The following is a 17,840-nucleotide window of genomic DNA, read 5'->3' as shown; positions in this document are numbered from 1 at the left end:
CGATGGCCCCGGCTTTGACCGTATTGGGTGCGGGAATTGCGGGCTTGGCCGCCAGTCACGCGGCGGCAGCGCTTGGGCGCGATTGCATTTTGTACGAAGCCGCACCGCGTGCTGGCGGGCTCCTTGATTCGATCACGGTGCACGGCTACCGTTTTGACCGCGCAGTGCACCTCTCGTTCGCCGACCAACCCGAAGTACGTGCGTTCTTTGACCAGACAGAGCATGCGACATTCGCGCCCAGTCCTCGCTGCGTGGAGCATCCTTACTGGCTCAAACACCCCGTGCAGAACAACCTTTACCCTCTACCGGTGGACCAGCGGATAGAACTGATACAGGGTTTCGTGGAGCGGCCCGACACGCCAGCCGGAAACTACAGGGAATGGCTGATTGGCCAATACGGACGACCAATCTCTGCGCGCTATGCCGAGCGCTACACCGAAAAATACTGGACGGTGCCTGCCGACAAATTGGGCATCGACTGGGTGGGCCCCCGCATCCACCGCCCGGCCCTGCCAGAGGTGCTGCTCGGTGCAATGACTGAGGACACGCCCAGCGTTTATTACGCTCCGCAAATGCGCTACCCCGCACGCGGCGGCTACCGGGCCTTCATCGAACCCCTGATCGCACAAGCCGACATTCGACTGGACCATCGCCTTTGCCGCATCGACGTCCAGAGCCGCCACTTGCATTTCACCAATGGGGAATGGGCAGGCTATGAGCGCCTGATTTCGACCCTGCCGCTGCCTGTCTTGGCGGGAATGGTGGATGGCATGCCGGAATCGATTCGACAAGATGCCGACAGCTTGGTTGCGACCACGGTGGACCTGGTGTGCATTGGCATTGCGCGCCAGGACGTCTTCAAGGACTTGTGGTTTTATATCTATGACGAGGACGTAGCAGCAGCACGCGCCAGTTGCCCAGGCGTGCAGGCTGCCGACAACTGCCCGCCGGGATGCTCCTCGATCCAATTTGAAATTTATGGATCCTCCCGGCGCCCCGTGGCGCAGAGTGTGCAGGCGCTCCAGCGCAACTGCGTTCAAGCCCTGCAGAAATGGGGCTTTGCGATCGAAGCCGACATCGCAGTGATTCACCATCAGCATGTGCCCCATGCCAATGTGGTGTTCGAGCAGGGTATGGAGCAACGCCGCAACCGTGTGCTCGATTGGCTCGCCAGCCTAGGCATCGCCAGTGCTGGCCGATTCGGCGAATGGGACTATTTGTGGAGCCACCAAGCCTTTCAGAGCGGTGCGGATGCTGCACGCCGTGTGCTTGCGGTGTGAGGCTGAAACCGATCGCAGGTTCAGGCCTACATCAGCCCACCAGCAAATCCGGACCGGATCGCGGGACGCAGCGCATCAACTCATTGGGCCGGTACGGCAAGGCCCCCACCAGCAAACGCCCCGGTGCATTCCAGCGACTCCACCAATGCTCGGCAAATGCCTTCATCGACACTGGCACGCCGGAGCCCACATTGCGCACCCACGGCACGCCAGCCTTCACATCGCCAGCCTCGATCGCCCGTAGGAAGGCACGCCCAACCTGCTGCACGTCAACATAGTCTCGTACCTGCGCTCCAGGTGTCATCGGGAAATCCTCGCCCGCATGGGCAGCTTTGTGCAAGGCAGGCCAGAAGTTCTGCGAGTACTGTCTTTCGCCGAATGCCGAGAAGATGCGCAAGTAGCAAAGTTCGATACCGCGTTCGATGGCAAATGCGCTGGCAGCGTGAAAGGCAGCCGCCTTGGAGGCTGCATAGCCGTGGGTAGGCTGCAGCGGAGCTTGGCAAGGAATGGTGTCGTAATCCTCGAACGAACGCCCATATTCGGCGAAGGTCCCCGCGATGACTATCCGGCGTACACCGCCAGCCTCAGCAGCTAAAAGCAGCCGCACCAGGATCTCGACGTTCCAATAAAAAAGAGATTGCCATTCCGAAGGTCGAGGCGGCACGTTCGGCGATGCCAGATGCACAAGCACGTCGATGCCACGCAAATCAGCGGCCTCCAGCGTGTCCATCGGTTTGCACAGCCAACTTCTGCGTAAGGCTGGCTTCTCGGTGAACAGCTCAGGCCGGCGGCACAGTGCAGTCAACTGATGGTCTGTCTTGTCCAATAGGTCGAGCAGATGGCCGCCGATGAAACCCGTGCCGCCCGTGATGAAGAGGCGCATGGTCAATCTCTCAAAGCGTCAGCCATCGTGAAAGGCGTGGCGTAATCCCGCCAGTGTGGCAACGCCAAATCCTTCGCAGAAAGGATAGGAGCGCGGTCAGGCCAGGGTATCCCAAACGAGTCCCATCGCACGCCAGCGTCGTGATCAGGCGCAAATTCCGTGGTGACTTGATAGGCTACGGCTGCGTGGTCCGTCAGCGCATAGAAGGCGTGGGCAAACCCGGCCGGAATGTAGAGCATGGTGGCTTGCTCGGCAGTCAATTCAAGGGTGAAAAACTGACTTGCTGTCGGAGAGCCCCGGCGAATGTCCACTACCGCGTCCAGCACAGCACCGGCCGTGCAATGCACCAGCTTGGCGTGCGCGTGCGGAGGTGTCTGAAAATGAAAGCCTCGCAAAACCCCTTTGCGTGACACGCTGTAGAAGGTTTCGGTAAACCGATCCTCCAGTCCATGAGCACGAAAGATGCTGGCCTGAAAGGTTTTGACGAAGTGGCCTCGATGATCGTCCATCACACGGGGCTGGATCCGGTAGCAGCCGGGAAGTGAGGTAGGTTCGATCTTCATGAGTGGAAAGCACTGATCACTTCAGACGAGGGGTCCGGTTCATTGAAAGTGCAAGCCGAAATACGATTCGAGCCGGTCTGCCATGAAATCGATCATGTCGCTGCTTAACCCAGGATGCACCCCGATCCAAAAGGTATCGTTCATGATGATGTCGCTTTGGGTCAGGGGGCCGACGACGCGGTAGTGTTGCCCTTGCATGGAGGGTTGCCGCGTCAGATTGCCGGCAAACAGTAAGCGGGTGCCAATTCGGCTTTGCTCCAGGTACTGCAACAGATCGAGGCGCCGGCTTCCGGCGGCCTCGCGCAGGGTCAACGGAAAACCGAACCACGACGGTATGGCCTCTTCCGTCGCGCGGGGCAGAACCAGGAACTCTTCACAACGCTCAAGACGTTTGTAGAGGTGATCGAAGTTCATCTTGCGGGCGGCAATGAAGCCTGGCAATCGATCCATTTGCGCCAAAGCACAAGCAGCCTGCATGTCCGTGATTTTCAGGTTGTATCCAATGTGCGAGTACGTGTACTTGTGGTCGTACCCCGTTGGCAGATCGCCCAGTTGCCATTCATAGCGCTTGCCGCAGGTGTTGTCCTTGCCAGGCTCGCAGTAGCAGTCACGCCCCCAGTCTCGAAAGGAGGTGACGATGCGGGCAAGCTCGTCGTTGTTGGTGAATACGGCCCCGCCCTCTCCCATGGTGATGTGGTGCGCCGGGTAAAAGCTCAGCGTCCCGATATCGCCGAACGTGCCGACCAGTTGGCCGTTATACGTGGAACCGAGTGCGTCGCAGCAGTCTTCAATCAGCCACAAACCGTGCTGGCGGCACAGTGCTTGTACGGCTCCGAGGTTGTAGGGATTGCCCAGCGTATGAGCGAGCATGATCGCTTTGGTCTTGGGCGAAATGGCAGCTTCCAGCTGCTGTACATCGACGTTATAGGTGCCAAGTTCCACATCGACAAATACGGGCACCGCGCCGGCTTGCAGGATGGGATTGACGGTCGTGGGAAAGCCGGCAGCCACTCCGATCACCTCGTCGCCTGGACATACCCTGCGCTCTCCCAGCAGTGGGGAGGTCAAGGCAGAAAACGCCAGCAGATTGGCCGACGACCCACTGTTGGTGGTCATCACATGCTTCACCCCCAGAAATTCCCGCATGCGCCCTTCGAAGGCGTCGTTGAATCTCCCTGTAGTCAACCATCCGTCCAGCGCGGCCGACACCATGTTCTGCAGTTCGGCCTCTCCGATCACCTTTCCGGATACCGCCACGGAGGTGGCTCCGGGCAAAAAAGGCTGTGGGCGGTACGCGCGTGCCGCGTATTCCTGGACAAGCGTGGCGATCTGTTCGCGAATCTGGTTCAGTGGATCCATCAGGAGAAATCTGGAATATCGGTTGCGTGAAAGCCCGGAGCCACCGTTGGCAAAGTGGCTGCTGCGCGGGTGTATTGATCGATCTGCGCACGGGTCACGGTGCCCATGCAGTGCCCTGCAAGATGAGCCAAGTGCCAGTCCGCTGTGCGGCTCAGTGCGCGCTCAAGGTTCCAGCGAGGCTGCCATCCCAGTTGGGTACGGGCCTTTGTACTGTCCAGGCGAAGGACACTGGTTTCGTGCTGCGAAGGGTCGCCACCACTGCAAAGAACCTTCACATGTGCCGGCCACTGGGTGGCCAGTTGCCGAACGACCTCACCGACGGTTTGCAGGCCGTCGCCGTTCGGACCAAAGTTCCATGCGCCTGAAACCAGAGGCCCACGTTCCATCAGTTGCTGCGCCAACCGGAGGTATCCGGCCAGCGGCTCCAGCACATGCTGCCAAGGACGGACTGCATCGGGATAGCGCAACTCCAATGCAGTGCCGCCTTGCGCCGCCCTCAGAAAATCAGGCACCAGCCGGTCCACGGCCCAGTCGCCTCCTCCGATCACATTGCCAGCACGCGCCGTGGCGATGGCAACGCCATGATTGCCGTAGCGTGTGATCGGAAAAAAAGAATCCCGAAAACTCTGTGCGGCCAACTCGGCGCAGGCCTTGCTGTTGCTGTAGGGGTCGCGCCCTCCCAGCAGATCATTCTCCCGGTAGCCCTCAGCCCATTCCCGGTTTTCATAGCATTTGTCCGTGGTCACGATCACAACAGCCCGCACGCTCGGTGTGGAACGCACCGCCTGAAGAAGATGCACGGTCCCCATCAAATTGGTGGCGTAAGTCTCTACCGGATCGGCATAGCCCTGACGGACCAAAGGCTGAGCTGCCAGGTGGATCAAGACCTCCGCCCCACTGCCCGTCAAAGCTTTCTGCAGCGCAGCCCCGTCACGCACATCCCCCAGCAGCGAGTGCATTCCGGCCTCAACACCTGCCAAGCGGAAAAGTGACAACGCTTGGGGCTCCAAGGCGAATCCTGTGACGTGTGCTCCCAGTGCCTGCAGCCACAAGCTGAGCCAGCCGCCCTTGAAGCCGGTGTGCCCTGTCAGAAAAACACGCCTTCCCTGCCAAAACCCGGTGTCGATGACAGGTACTACCACGTCTTCCATGGTGCCTTCCCCGCAGCCCACAGCCCTTCCAGCAAGACCTTTTCGCGCAGCGTGTCCATCGGTTGCCAAAAGCCTGGATGGCGGTATGCGGCAAGCTGTTTGCGCTGCGCCAGAGTTTCGAGTGGCCCACGCTCCCACACGGTGCTGTCGTCTTCGATCAGATTCAGCACTTCCGGAGAGAGTACGAAAAATCCTCCGTTGATCAAGCCGCCATCGCCTTCCGGCTTTTCTTTGAACAGGGTGACGAACTGCTGATCGTCCAAATCCAACGCTCCGAATCGTCCGGGCGGCGGTGTAGCCATCAGGGTGGCGAGCACGCCTGCGTTGCGGTGAAACGCGATGAGCGCGCCGATATCGATATCGCTCACTCCGTCCCCGTAAGTGAAGCAGAAAGCCTCTTCGCCACGCACATGCTCGCTGACGCGCTTGAGGCGCCCGCCGGTCATCGTCGCTTCGCCGGTATCCACCAGCGTCACCCGCCAAGGTTCGGCGTAGCGCCCGTGTACTTCCATGCGGTTGTTTGCCAAGTCGAAGGTCACATCCGACATGTGCAGGAAGTAGTTGGCGAAATACTCCTTGATCATGTAGCCCTTGTAGCCGCAGCAGATCACGAAGTCGTTAATGCCGTGGTGGGAATACATCTTCATGATGTGCCAAAGGATCGGCTTGCCGCCGATCTCCACCATGGGCTTGGGCTTTTGCAGGGTTTCTTCGCTCAGCCGTGAACCGAACCCGCCAGCCAAAATGATCGCCTTCATGCGCTGCGCCGTCTCTCGCCCCGCGCGGCGCTACCCTGCGCACCCGTAGCGGCATGCACCGCTTCGGCTATCCGCTCTGCATCCCCCTCTTCCATGCCCAAGTAGAAAGGCAATCCACAAAGATCGGTGGCAATGCTTGTCGCGGCAGGTGCAGGCAGGCACACACTGTGCCCATCGAGCGCAGGCATGGCATTGAGCAACGGCTGGTACCAGCGCCTCACCATGATGTTTCGCTCAGCGCAAACTCGCTCCAGACGCTCGCGGCTTTTTGCACTTGGCAACCGCACGCACAGCAAGGTGGGGGCAGCTACTGGCTCCGCCATTGCCTGCCATCGCAGTAAGGCGGGGGTGGCCGCTGCATCCAGCCGGGCACACAAATCCGCGTGTGCCGACCGGCGCAGCGCAGCGCGTGCGTCCCAGTGGTCCAGCGATGCCAAACCTACGGCGGCGTGGTATTCACTCATTTTCGCGTTCGTACCGATGCGGGCCAGCATTCCCACCGGTACGCCCGCGGCGGGATTCAGATTGATGCCGAAGTTGGTCAACTGCCGCACTCTGGCGATCAATTCCGGCCGGGTGGACACCACGAAACCGCCCTCTCCAGCAGGAAGGCACTTGGTGGCGTGCAGGCTGAACACAGCGGTTCCAGTGGGTGCATCCAGCCATTGGCTACCGAAAGCGGCGGCTGCATCGATCACTACAGGGATGCCAGTGTCCAACTCGAACTCGTGCCAGCCAGCCATGCCGTGGGGCACACCAAAGGTGGCGACCGGCAGCACCGCATCGACTTTTCCCTGCGTGGCCGCCTGGCGCGCAATCTCGGGAGTGAGCAGCCAACTCTGCGCGTCTACATCCGCCAGAACTGGAAGATGCCCCGCCCGCAGAACGGCAGTGGCCGTGGCCACGAAGGTCAGCGCGGGCAACAATACGCGGCTGCGGGGCGGAAGATCCAGCGCCGTCAGTGCAAGCTCCAACCCCAGCGTGGCGTTGGCCACGGTCGTCAGCCGCAAGGGCACAGGCGACTGCGCCGAAAAACGGGACCGCAAGCTGGTTTCAAATTCGCAGACCAACGGACCGAAGTTGGAATACTGCCGCGCTGCGTGCATGCGCTGCAAATAAGGCATGAGTGCCTCAGGCGCAGGCAGGTCCGGCACCAAAAGAGGAATGGCGGCGGGGACTGGCGCAGCAGGCATGGGTGTCATCCGTTGCCCACCAAACGCTGCGATGCAGGCACTACGTTCTCAGTTTGGGCCATGGCAGCCTCCAGATCCACTTCCACATCCAGCCAGCGCGGGGCGCGGTTCAGGTAGTTCAGCCACATGAGGCGGTAGGCTTTCTCCAGCTCGGCGGTGCGTGTTGCGTAGTCCATCAACACGCTTTTACCCATCCATTCGCGCGCATTGCGGCGCAACTGGAGCAAGCCCTCGGGGTCGGCCATCAGCCGCAGGGCGGCAGCCACGTATGCGTCTTCGTCTTGCGCCACTTCGCCACCGAAACCCAGCCCCTGCAGAGTGCGGGCGGACGAGGCATCGATGCCCCGTTCGGCATCCATGGCGACGATGGGCAAGCCCATCCAAAGCGCATGCAGCGTTGTCGTTCCGCCCGAGATCGGAGAGGTGTCCAACGCCACGTCTGCAATGTGGCCCAGTTCCATGAACTGGTTCAGGGGCTGCTGGTGCAAAACGAATACGCGATCGAGCGGCATGCCGGCGGCTTCGACACGCATCTGCATGTTGGCCTGTGCGGCTTCAGCAGATCGCTCCTTCACCATGATGACGAGGCGCGCGTCGGCACGCTGCTGCAGGATTCGCGCCCATAGACCCAGCATGCGATCGGTGACCTTGGCGGAGTTATTGAGCGAGATGAGCGTGGGGTAGCCATTGCCCAGCATCGGCGACGCCTCGCATAAAGGCGCATACGTAGGGGGGGCATAGCTTGCCATGCACGCCAGCCGGAACAGCCGCTCGCTGTATAGCGGTTCATGGCCCGCCGGCGTGATGCCCGCGTCGGTCAGCCGGTAATCCATGGCCTTCATGCCCAATGGGTTCATGAACCCCAGCCATGTCACCTGGACAGGTGCCGTGCGGCGTGCAAAGACCAGCAGCCGATTGCCCGCCGTATGGCCCGAGAGGTCTACCAAGATGTCGATGCCGTGCGAGCGGATCAGCGCATGAAGATCGTCGTCCGACAGGTGCATCATCTCGTGCCAGTGGGGCACGCACTGCTGCAAGGTGTCGGTAATGGCGTCGCGCCGGCCCCCTGAGTACACATGCACCTCGACCTTTTCAGGATCGTGGTGGCGAAGCACGGGCAGCATGAAGAACGCCACCGAGTGTTCCCTAAAATCGGCCGTGACATAGCCGATTTTCAGGCGCTTGCCTGGCCGGCGGTCGGCCACGTTCAGCGACGCCGCCTTGCGCGTCAGTGGATCGGCGTAGCGGCGGCCCCAGTCCCGGTAGACCTCCAGTGTCTTGACGGGATCACGGTTGATCTGGCTGTGCAGAAAGGCCCGCATGACCCACATGGCCGGGTTGTTGCCTCGGCGACACACATCGTCGATCATTTCCAACGCTTCGGCGTGCCGCCCCAAATTGAACAGCGCAAACGACAAGCCATGCTGGGCATCCGGCATACCCGGTTGCAGGGTGATGGCGGTTTCCAGTGCTGGAATCGCCTGCGCCCAGTTCTCCATCTTGAGATAGGTGCGCCCCACCTGCATCCAAACATCCGCGTTGCGTGGCTCGAACGCGAGGGCTGCAGTGAACTTCGTCAGCGCGCCCACCAGGTCCTGCTGCGCGAGGCACTGCTCCGCCTGGTAGAGCGCGATCAGCAACTCGGCATGCGCTTGCACATCGGCATCGTCGGAAGAAGTGGGCATGGAGCACATCGGCGGCGGCAATGGGAAGAAAGAGGAATCTTTAGCGAAGAAGAACCGAAACGGCCGGGTTCCATCTTAGGCGTTGGAATGCAATGTGATGGCCTCAATAAACCATGGTTTGCCCGGCTGTTCCAGCGCGTGTACATCCGGTTTCATCATCAGGCTGCGCGCTTGTCAAGGGGAACGAAATAGGGTGTATCCCACCCGCATTTCCGTTTTTGCGCTTCAAAAGGACTCTGCCAGAATGGCCGCATGTTTGTAATCATCGGTTACCTGGTCTGCCTCGGGTGCATTTTCGGCGTGTACGTGGTGCACGGCGGAAACGTGAGCGTGATCGTCAAAGCGCTGCCCTTCGAGATGATCACGATCTTCGGCGGCGCGCTGGGTGCTTTCGTGGTGAACAACCAGCCGAAGGTGCTCAAGTCCACGCTGAAGGCGCTGCCCATGGCGCTCAAGGGGTCCAAGTACACCAAGGCGCGGTACATGGAGCTGATGGCCATGCTGTACGACATCCTGCAGAAAGCGCGCAAAGAGGGCCTGATGGCCATCGAAAAGGACGTCGAGACGCCCCACGAGTCGGAAATCTTCAAGAAGTATCCGACGGTCGGCAACGATCACCATGTGATCGAGTTCATGACCGATTACCTGCGCATGATGGTGTCCGGCAACCTGAACGCCCACGAGATCGAAGCGCTGATGGACAGCGAAATCGAAACCCACCACCAGGAAGCACATGCCCCCGTGGCGGCGCTGGCTCGCCTGGCGGGCGCCCTGCCCGCCTTCGGCATCATCGCCGCCGTGCTCGGCGTGGTGAACACCATGGGCTCAGTGGGCCAGCCACCTTCCGTGCTCGGCGGCATGATCGGCTCGGCCCTGGTGGGCACCTTCCTCGGGATTTTGCTGGCCTATGGCGTGGTGGAGCCGCTCGGCGGGCTGGTGGAGCAGAAGCTCGAAGACGCTGCCAAGGAACTGCAGTGCATCAAGACCACGCTGCTGGCCAGCATGCAGGGCTACAACCCCGCCACCGCCATCGAATTCGGCCGAAAGGTTCTTTTCTCCACCGACCGTCCGAGCTTTGCCGAACTGGAAAGCCACGTGAAGGGCAAGAAATAAGCTGCGGACGCCATGGCAGACAAGAAACTCCAGCCGATCATCATCAAGCGCGTCAAGAAGGGCGGCCATGCCGTGCATGGCGGCGCCTGGAAGATCGCGTACGCCGACTTCGTGACGGCCATGATGGCGTTCTTCCTGCTGATGTGGCTGCTCGGCTCGACCGCCAAGGGTGAACTGCAGGGCATTGCCGCCTATTTCAGCTCGCCGTTGAAGGTGGCCATGCAGGGGGGCGACGGCGCGGGCAACAGCTCGAGCGTGATTCCCGGCGGCGGCAACGATCTGTCGAAGGTGCACGGTCAGGTGCGCCGTTCCGACTCGGAAACGTCGACCAGCCGACGCGCCAACCTGGAAGCCGCGCGCGCCGAGCGCGCCCGCCAGGATGAGATGCGCATCAAGGCGCTGCAGGCCAAGATCGATGCGCTGATCACCGAAAATCCCAAACTGAACGAGTACCGTTCTCAAATACGCATGGATGTGACGCCCGACGGCCTGCAGATCCAGATCGTTGACGACCAGAACCGGCCCATGTTCGACAGCGGCAGTGCGTTGGTAAAACCCTACATGCGCGACATTCTTCGAGAAATCGGCACAGCGCTCGGCGGGGTGCAAAACCGCATCAGCCTGTCCGGCCATACGGACGCCACGCCCTACGGCAACGGTGACCGGGGCTACAGCAACTGGGAGCTTTCGGCCGACCGCGCCAACGCATCGCGCCGCGAGCTGGTGGCCGCAGGCATGCCGGACGCCAAGCTGGGCCGCGTCGTTGGGCTGGCAGCCAGCGATTTGCTGGAGCCCAAAGAGCCCCGGGCGCCGTCCAACCGGCGCATCACGATCACCGTTTTGACGCAGGAAGCCGAGGAACGTTTGCTCGGCAAGAAATCTGCCACCATCACTTCCACGGAGTTCGCCGCCGAAAAGCGGGAGAATCCGGCATCCGCCCCTCGGCCGTAACGTCTTGTCACCAAACCTGCGGCCCATGACAATACACACTGCAATTTCCGACCGAAAGGGTCCCACGTGACCACTGCACTCCGCTTTTTGATCGTTGACGACTTCTCCACCATGCGACGCATCGTGCGCAACCTGCTCAAGGAAAGCGGCTTCGCCGATGCCGACGAGGCCGAAGACGGCGTGGTGGCCCTGAACAAGCTGCGCAACAGCAAGTTCGATTTCGTCGTCACCGACATCAACATGCCCAACATGAACGGGTTTCAGTTGCTGGCCGAAATCAAGAAAGACGACAAGCTCAAGCACTTGCCTGTGCTCATGGTGACGGCGGAAGCCCGCAAGGAAGACATCGTGGCTGCCGCCCAGAACGGGGCTGCCGGCTACATCGTCAAGCCGTTCACCAAGGCCACGCTGGAAGAGAAAGTCACCCTGATCCTCAAGAAAATGGGCCTGTGATCATGGACACCTCGGACAACACCCCTGCGGAAACAGGCGCCGTTCACAACAAGATCGGCCAGCTCACCCGCCAGCTGCACGATTCGCTGAACGAACTCGGCTATGCCGACAAGCTGCGCGGCACCATGGGCGAGTTGCCCGATGCGCAAAGCCGTCTCTCCTATATCGCGCGTCTCACGGGCGAAGCGGCGGAAAAAGTGTTGAGCCGGGTGGAACAGGCCAAGGCCCAGCATGATTTCATCGCCGAGGAAACCCGTCGCGTGGTCTCTTCGCTGGTGAAAGACCCGGTGGCGGCCGTCGCCAAGGGCGAGATCATGAATTTCCTGCATGACGTGGAGCGCGTCACCAAGGAAGCCGATGGCCACCTGACCGAAATCATGATGGCGCAGGATTTCCACGACCTCACCGGCCAGGTGATCGCCCGCGTGGTCAACCTTGCAGCCACCATCGAAGAGCAGCTCGTGCAACTGCTCATCCAGACCGCCCCACCCGCCGCGCAAGCCCAGGTCGCACCCGTGGTGGAAGCGCGCCGCGAGCACCTCGCAGGCCCGGTGGTCGATCCCGACGGCACGCCCGACGTGGTCACCGACCAGTCGCAAGTGGACGATCTGCTGGCCAGCCTGGGCTTCTGATCCATTCGGATTGCCGGATTGCTCCTTAAACAGGAGCAGCCACCGCTTACTCCAGTAGTCTTTGAAAGCCTTTTTCCATCGAAAGGCAATGAATCCGGCGGCAGTCTGCTATGGTTTTTGATAAAACCAACGGATTGCCTGCCAGCGGCCTGCCGGCTTGCCCCAGCCCGCCGCCCTGAATAGCTGCCCGACAAGCCGTCTATTCGCGCTTTAGATTTTCCGAGCGCTCACGACAATGGCATGACCCAACCCGTCATGCCACCATGGACTCCAGCCAAGACAAAGACCTCCCCGCGACAGAGCACAAGCTCCAGAAAGCGCGCAAGGACGGCCAGGCTGCGCGCTCGCGGGACCTGTCCCACATCGCCGTGCTCGGCATGGGCGCCTGCAGCGTCCTCGTCCTGGCCCCGACGCTGACCGAGCACATGCAGCTGGCCGTGCGGGAGCAGTTGGTGTTCAACGCCGCCACCGTGCAGGCCACGGGTTCCATGGTCACCCGGCTGCAGCAGATGGCGCTGATCGGCGTGGTCGCCAGCATCGTCTTCGCCCTGCTGACCGGCGCAGCGGCCGTCGCCAGCGCCATCGGTGCCGGCGGCTGGGTGTTCAGCTTCCAGCCGATCACGCCCCAGTTCAACCGGCTGAACCCGATTTCGGGCTTCACCAACCTGATGTCCAAGCAGCAGATGGTCAACGTGGGCAAGATGGTGCTCATGACCGGCGTGATCACCGCCGTGGCCTGGAACTTCCTGGGCAACAGCATCGACAAGCTGTCCATGCTCGTGCTGCAGCCCTCGCCGGTGTCGCTGCGCTGGGTCGGTGAATGGATGACCTCGGGCGTGAGCCTGATGCTGCTGGTGGTGTTCCTCGCGGCGGTGGTGGACGTTCCGCTCCAGGCCTTTTTCTTCAAGTCGCGCCAGAAGATGTCGCACGAGGAAATCAAGCAGGAGCACAAGGAGTCCGAAGGCAGCCCCGAAACCAAGGGCCGCCAGCGCCAGCGGGCCCGCGAGATCGCCGACCGCGCCAGCATCGCCTCCGTGCCCAAGGCCGACTTCGTGGTGATGAACCCGACCCACTATGCCGTGGCGCTCAAATACGACGAGGGCACGATGAGCGCCCCGCAGGTGATCTCCAAGGGCACCGACCTGCTGGCCTTCAAGATCCGCGAAATGGCCACCCAGCATTCCGTGCCCGTGCTGCAGTCGCCCATGCTGGCCCGTGCGCTGTATGCGCATGCCGAGCTGGACCAGGCCATTCCCGCCACGCTGTACGCCGCCGTGGCGCAGGTGCTGGCCTACGTTTACCGCCTGAAGGCCGCAATGCGCGGCGAAGGCCGCATGCCCGATGCGCAGCCCGATCCGTTCGTGCCGCCTGAACTCGATCCGCTGAACCGCACCACCGACGCTGGGACCGCACCATGACGCCCTCCATGAAATCCGTCCGGCAATGGGCCGGCACCAACGCCTCGGCCGTGCAGGGCATGTCCGCCCCGCTGCTGGTGGTGGCCATCCTGGCGCTGATGGTGCTGCCCATCCCGGCCTGGCTGCTGGACACCTTCTTCACGCTGAACATCGCCGTCGCGCTGATGGTGATGATGGTGGCGGCCTACATGCTGCGGCCGCTGGACTTCGCGGCGTTTCCGTCCGTGCTGCTGCTGACCACGCTGATGCGCCTTTCGCTGAACGTGGCCTCCACCCGGGTGGTGCTGCTGGAAGGCCACACCGGCCCGGGCGCGGCCGGCGCGGTGATCGAGGCCTTCGGGCACTTCCTGATCGGTGGCAATTTCGCCGTCGGCCTGATCGTTTTCGCAATCCTGGTGGTGATCAACTTCGTGGTGGTGACCAAGGGCGCGGAACGCATCGCCGAAGTGTCGGCCCGCTTCACCCTGGACGCCATGCCCGGCAAGCAGATGGCGGTGGACGCCGACCTGAACGCCGGCCTCATCGACGAGAAGGAAGCCAAGCGCCGGCGCCTGGAAGTGGCGGAAGAAGCCAACTTCTTCGGCTCGATGGACGGTGCCTCGAAGTTCGTGCGCGGCGATGCGGTCGCCGGCATCTTGATTTTGCTGATCAACATCGTCGGCGGCTTCGCCATCGGCATGCTGCAGCACGACCTGTCGGCCGGCCAGGCGGCCAACAGCTACATCCTGCTGGCCGTCGGCGACGCGCTGGTGGCGCAGATTCCGGGCCTGCTGATCTCGGTGGCCGCGGCCATGGTGATCTCGCGCGTGGGCAAGGAAGAGGACATGGGGCACCAGATCGTGCAACAGCTGTTCATGTCGCCCCGCGTGCTGGGCGTGACCGCCGGCATCCTGATCCTGCTGGGCCTGATTCCCGGCATGCCGCACGCCGTGTTCCTCATCATGGGCTCGGCCCTGGGCTACGCCGCCTGGACGCTGATGAAGCGCGCCAACGCCCCGCAGCCCGTGGTGGAAGCGCCCCCGCCCGCCCACGACGGCGAAGCCAGCTGGGACGACCTGCAGCCCGTGGACCTGCTGGGCCTGGAGCTGGGCTACCGCCTCATCACCCTGGTGGACAAGAACCGCCAGGGCGACCTGCTCACCCGCATCAAGGGCGTGCGCCGCAAGTTCGCCCAGGAAGTGGGCTTTCTGCCCCCGGCCGTGCACGTGCGCGACAACCTGGAACTCAAGCCCAGCGCGTACCGCATCACCCTGCGCGGCGTGGTGGTGGGCGAGGGCGAAGCCTTCCCCGGCATGCACCTGGCCATCAACCCCGGCGGCATCACCACACCCCTGATCGGCACCCCCACGACCGACCCCGCATTCGGTCTGCCAGCGCACTGGATCGACGAACACCAGAAGGAAGCGGCACAAATGGCGGGTTTTACCGTCGTTGATTCAGAAACCGTGATGGCGACGCATTTGTCACACTTGATGCAAGTTCAAGCCGCAAAGCTCCTGAGTCGCACGGAAACCCAGCAACTCGTGGAACACGTGGCCAAACTGGCCCCCAAGCTCATCGAGGAAGTGGTACCCAAAATGGTGTCGATCGCAACGTTCCAGAAAGTCCTCCAGCTGCTGCTGGAAGAGTCTGTGCACATCCGCGACATCCGCACCATCATCGAAACGCTGGCAGAGCATGCCGGCGCCACCACCGATCCGATCGAACTGGCCCGCCGCGTGCGCATCGCCCTGTCGCCGGCCATCGTGCAGCAGATCTACGGCCCGACGCGCGAACTGAACGTGATCGCCATCGAACCCGGCCTGGAGCGCCTCCTGGTCCAGGCGCTGAGCAACAGCGCCGGCCCATCGCTCGATCCGGGCGTGGCTGACATCCTCACGCAGAAGGCGGCCGAAGTCGCCATGAAGCAGGAAGAAATGGGCATGCCCGCCTGCCTGCTGGTGCCCGACGCCATCCGCAACGCCATTTCCCGCCTGGTGCGCCGCGTCGCGCCCCGGCTGCAGGTGCTCGCCCACAGCGAGATCCCTGAAACCCACACCATCCGCATTGGTCCGATCCTCAAAGGTGCATCCGCATGAACATCAAACGCTTCACCGCCCCCACCTCGCGTGAGGCCCTGGCCAAGGCGCGCATGGCCTTCGGGGACGGCACCCTCATCCTGTCCAACCGGCCCACGGCCAACGGCGTGGAAGTCATGGCCACCGCGGAAGACACGCTGTCCAGCCTGGAAAACGCACCCGAGCCGGCACCCGCGAGCCGTCTGCAGGAACGCGCTGCCGACATGGCCGCCAGCCCCGCACGCACCCTTGCCCGCCCCCAGCCGGCCGCAGCCCGCATCGAACCGCAGCGCAGCGCGGTGGCGCAGGACACCGAGCAGCTGGCGATGAGCACGCTGTCGTTCCAGGACTACGTGCGCGAACGCATGCTGCGCCGCCGCCACGAAGCCCTGACCGGCACGGCCGAAGCCCCGTCGATCAACGAACGCAGCCGCGAACGCGCTCCGGAGCGTGAACGCGAACGCATGCCCGCAGCAGCAGCGGCCCCGGCCGCTCCCGTCGTGCGCCACAACCCGCTGCGTTCCATTCCCATGGACATCGCACCCGAGCCCGTGGCCCCGCGCCGCGTGCAGGTGCCCGTGCCCTCGCTGGCTCCCGCAGCCGGGCAGCAGAACCTGATGAGCGAGTTGCAGTCGATGAAGGACCTCATCGAAGACCGCTTCAACACGCTGGCGTGGCTCGGCCAAGCCAAGCAGAACCCCATCCAATCGAACCTGATGCTCAAGCTGATCCGCGCCGGCTACTCGCCGTCGCTGGCCCGCGCCGTGCTGGAGCGCCTGCCCGAAGAGCTGGGCGCCGGCGATGCCGTGCGCTGGCTGATGGAAGTGCTGGAGCGCAACCTGAAGACCGACGCGCACGTGCGCCCTTTGTACGAAGAAGGCGGCATCTACGCCATGGTGGGCTCCACCGGCGTCGGCAAGACCACCACGACGGCCAAGCTGGCCGCCATGTGTGCCCGCATTCACGGGCCTGGCAGCGTGGGCCTGATCACGCTGGACACCTACCGCGTCGGCGCCCACGAGCAGCTGCGCACTTATGGTCGCATGCTGGGCGTCGTCGCCCATCTGGCGCACGACCGCGCCGCGCTGCAGGACCTGCTGGGTCTGCTGGGCGGCAAGAAGATGGTGCTGATCGACACCACGGGCGTCGCCCCGCGCGATCCGCGCAAGCGCGACATGCTCGACGTGCTGGACCTGCCCAACGTCAACCGCCTGCTGGTGCTGAACGCCGGCTGCCATGGCGACACGCTGGACGACACGCTCAGCGCTTTCAAGACCGAAGGCTCGCAGCAGGCCATCCTGTCCAAGGTGGACGAAGCCGTGAAGCTTGGTCCCTCGATCGATGCGCTGATCCGCCACCAGATGGTGCTGCGCGGCGTGACCAACGGCCAGCGCGTGCCCGAAGACTGGGAAGCCGCCGATGCGCACCGGCTCATCAGCACGTCGATGCGCTCGCCGGCCAAGTCGGCCTTCGATCCCAAGGCGTCGGACCTGAATTTCTTCTTCTCGCACTCGCCCGAGCTGGCCTCGGAAAGGGGAATGGTCGATGCTTGATACCGGTTTTCACCAGGCCGCGAGCCTGCACAGCATCACGCCCCAGTCCGATCTGCGGATCGTGGCGGTGGTGGCGCAGCCCGACGCGGCGTACGGGCTGGAAACCCTCTGGCAGGTGTGCTCCAGCCTGCAGCGGCTGGGCTACCCCGTCGCGGTGCTGGACGGTACCGCCCGCGAGACCGACGAGGCTCCCGGCCTGGCTCACTTGTTGGCCGAGCCCTCCTGGCAGAACGGCGCTCCGCTGGAAACCGGCCCTGCGGCCTCGTCGCTGGCCGTGATTCCGGCCGGCTACGGCATGCAGCGGCTGGCGCGCCAGACCGCCGACGGCCCGGCCGCGCTGCAGGCCCTGCAACCCTTCTTTCGCGCGTATGCGCTCCTGGTGCTGTACGCCAGCGCCGAAGTGCTGGCACCGCTGGTGCGCGCCACCGCCGCCGTTCCGCTGGTGATCGCCGAGGGCGGGCCGGACAGCGTGGTGCAAAGCTACCGCCAGCTCAAGCACCTGGCGATGCACGCCGGCGTGCACTGCTCGGTGGCCTCCATCCTGCCGCCCGGCGGACCGGCGCAGGCCGATCTGACGCATGCGGCGCTCCATACCCTGCAGCGCTGCGCCGAGCGGCACCTGGGCAGCGGCATCCTCACCAGCACCGTGCGCGCCAACCATTCGCAGGACGTGCAGCGGCTGGCCTTGCAACTGCTGGAAAACGCGTGCACCATTGGCGCCGCGATGCCAGCCACCCAGCCCTTCGGCATGACGGAGACGGCTGCGCATTTCGCCCGGAGCCATTGACCCG

Annotated in this window: 16 protein-coding genes; 9 read left to right on the top strand and 7 right to left on the bottom strand. The window is 63.0% G+C overall.

The annotated features are described in order from the left end of the window. Positions 1-2: 2 nt before the first annotated feature. Positions 3-1,280 carry a protoporphyrinogen/coproporphyrinogen oxidase gene (locus BLT03_RS20755; RefSeq protein WP_092745677.1) on the top strand — a complete coding sequence of 426 codons (1,278 nt, stop codon included), beginning with the start codon at positions 3-5 and terminating at the stop codon, positions 1,278-1,280. A 31-nt stretch (positions 1,281-1,311) separates the two neighbouring features. Here BLT03_RS20755 and BLT03_RS20750 read toward each other — a convergent pair whose 3' ends face one another. Genes BLT03_RS20750 through BLT03_RS20720 form a run of 7 tightly spaced genes read right to left on the bottom strand, consistent with a single transcriptional unit; the run spans position 1,312 to position 8,872 of the window. Next, entirely contained in the window at positions 1,312-2,163 is an 852-nt protein-coding gene (locus BLT03_RS20750) for an NAD-dependent epimerase/dehydratase family protein (RefSeq protein ID WP_092745676.1), read from the bottom strand. Between the two features lie 2 nt (positions 2,164-2,165). Then, complete coding sequence (rfbC, locus tag BLT03_RS20745) at positions 2,166-2,726, bottom strand: dTDP-4-dehydrorhamnose 3,5-epimerase (RefSeq protein ID WP_092745675.1); 561 nt, start codon at positions 2,724-2,726, stop codon at positions 2,166-2,168. 39 nt (positions 2,727-2,765) lie between these two features. Beyond that, positions 2,766-4,085 carry a lipopolysaccharide biosynthesis protein RfbH gene (rfbH, locus tag BLT03_RS20740; protein ID WP_175537822.1) on the bottom strand — a complete coding sequence of 440 codons (1,320 nt, stop codon included), beginning with the start codon at positions 4,083-4,085 and terminating at the stop codon, positions 2,766-2,768. Next, positions 4,085-5,236, bottom strand: a complete 1,152-nt coding sequence (gene rfbG, locus BLT03_RS20735) for a CDP-glucose 4,6-dehydratase (RefSeq protein ID WP_092745674.1) — start codon at positions 5,234-5,236, stop codon at positions 4,085-4,087. Before rfbG ends, rfbH begins: the two co-directional genes overlap by 1 nt. Beyond that, positions 5,221-5,994 carry a glucose-1-phosphate cytidylyltransferase gene (gene rfbF / locus BLT03_RS20730; RefSeq protein ID WP_092745673.1) on the bottom strand — a complete coding sequence of 258 codons (774 nt, stop codon included), beginning with the start codon at positions 5,992-5,994 and terminating at the stop codon, positions 5,221-5,223. Before rfbF ends, rfbG begins: the two co-directional genes overlap by 16 nt. Continuing rightward, on the bottom strand, positions 5,991-7,187 hold the full coding sequence (locus BLT03_RS20725; RefSeq protein WP_245711485.1) for a DegT/DnrJ/EryC1/StrS family aminotransferase: 1,197 nt from the start codon (positions 7,185-7,187) through the stop codon (positions 5,991-5,993). The genes rfbF and BLT03_RS20725 overlap by 4 nt, the downstream gene beginning before the upstream one ends. 5 nt (positions 7,188-7,192) lie before the next feature. Next, entirely contained in the window at positions 7,193-8,872 is a 1,680-nt protein-coding gene (locus BLT03_RS20720; RefSeq protein WP_245711484.1) for an O-linked N-acetylglucosamine transferase, SPINDLY family protein, read from the bottom strand. Positions 8,873-9,124: 252 nt separating this feature from the next. Between BLT03_RS20720 and motA the strand changes: the two genes are divergently transcribed. The 8 genes from motA to BLT03_RS20680 all read left to right on the top strand — a co-directional run bounded on the left by motA (position 9,125) and on the right by BLT03_RS20680 (position 17,836). After that, entirely contained in the window at positions 9,125-9,985 is an 861-nt protein-coding gene (gene motA, locus BLT03_RS20715) for a flagellar motor stator protein MotA (protein WP_092745671.1), read from the top strand. A 12-nt stretch (positions 9,986-9,997) separates the two neighbouring features. Beyond that, positions 9,998-10,936 (top strand): flagellar motor protein MotB, encoded by a 939-nt coding sequence (gene motB / locus BLT03_RS20710; RefSeq protein WP_092745670.1) that lies wholly within the window; start codon positions 9,998-10,000, stop codon positions 10,934-10,936. A gap of 66 nt (positions 10,937-11,002) precedes the next feature. Next, complete coding sequence (cheY, locus tag BLT03_RS20705) at positions 11,003-11,389, top strand: chemotaxis response regulator CheY (protein WP_092745669.1); 387 nt, start codon at positions 11,003-11,005, stop codon at positions 11,387-11,389. Positions 11,390-11,391: 2 nt separating this feature from the next. Next, positions 11,392-12,021 (top strand): protein phosphatase CheZ, encoded by a 630-nt coding sequence (locus tag BLT03_RS20700; protein WP_092745668.1) that lies wholly within the window; start codon positions 11,392-11,394, stop codon positions 12,019-12,021. A gap of 263 nt (positions 12,022-12,284) precedes the next feature. Beyond that, a complete protein-coding gene (locus tag BLT03_RS20695) occupies positions 12,285-13,439 on the top strand; it encodes an EscU/YscU/HrcU family type III secretion system export apparatus switch protein (RefSeq protein ID WP_092745667.1) in 1,155 nt (384 codons plus the stop codon). Then, complete coding sequence (gene flhA / locus BLT03_RS20690; RefSeq protein ID WP_092745666.1) at positions 13,436-15,517, top strand: flagellar biosynthesis protein FlhA; 2,082 nt, start codon at positions 13,436-13,438, stop codon at positions 15,515-15,517. Before BLT03_RS20695 ends, flhA begins: the two co-directional genes overlap by 4 nt. Beyond that, a complete protein-coding gene (flhF, locus tag BLT03_RS20685) occupies positions 15,514-17,049 on the top strand; it encodes a flagellar biosynthesis GTPase FlhF (RefSeq protein ID WP_092745665.1) in 1,536 nt (511 codons plus the stop codon). The genes flhA and flhF overlap by 4 nt, the downstream gene beginning before the upstream one ends. Next, on the top strand, positions 17,042-17,836 hold the full coding sequence (locus tag BLT03_RS20680; RefSeq protein ID WP_092745664.1) for a hypothetical protein: 795 nt from the start codon (positions 17,042-17,044) through the stop codon (positions 17,834-17,836). The genes flhF and BLT03_RS20680 overlap by 8 nt, the downstream gene beginning before the upstream one ends. Positions 17,837-17,840: the final 4 nt, after the last annotated feature.

Origin of the sequence: Paracidovorax valerianellae (assembly GCF_900102625.1) — a bacterium.
Lineage (GTDB): Bacteria > Pseudomonadota > Gammaproteobacteria > Burkholderiales > Burkholderiaceae_C > Paracidovorax > Paracidovorax valerianellae.
Note: the sequence above shows the minus strand (reverse complement) of the source record. Positions and strands in the feature narration are given on the sequence as shown.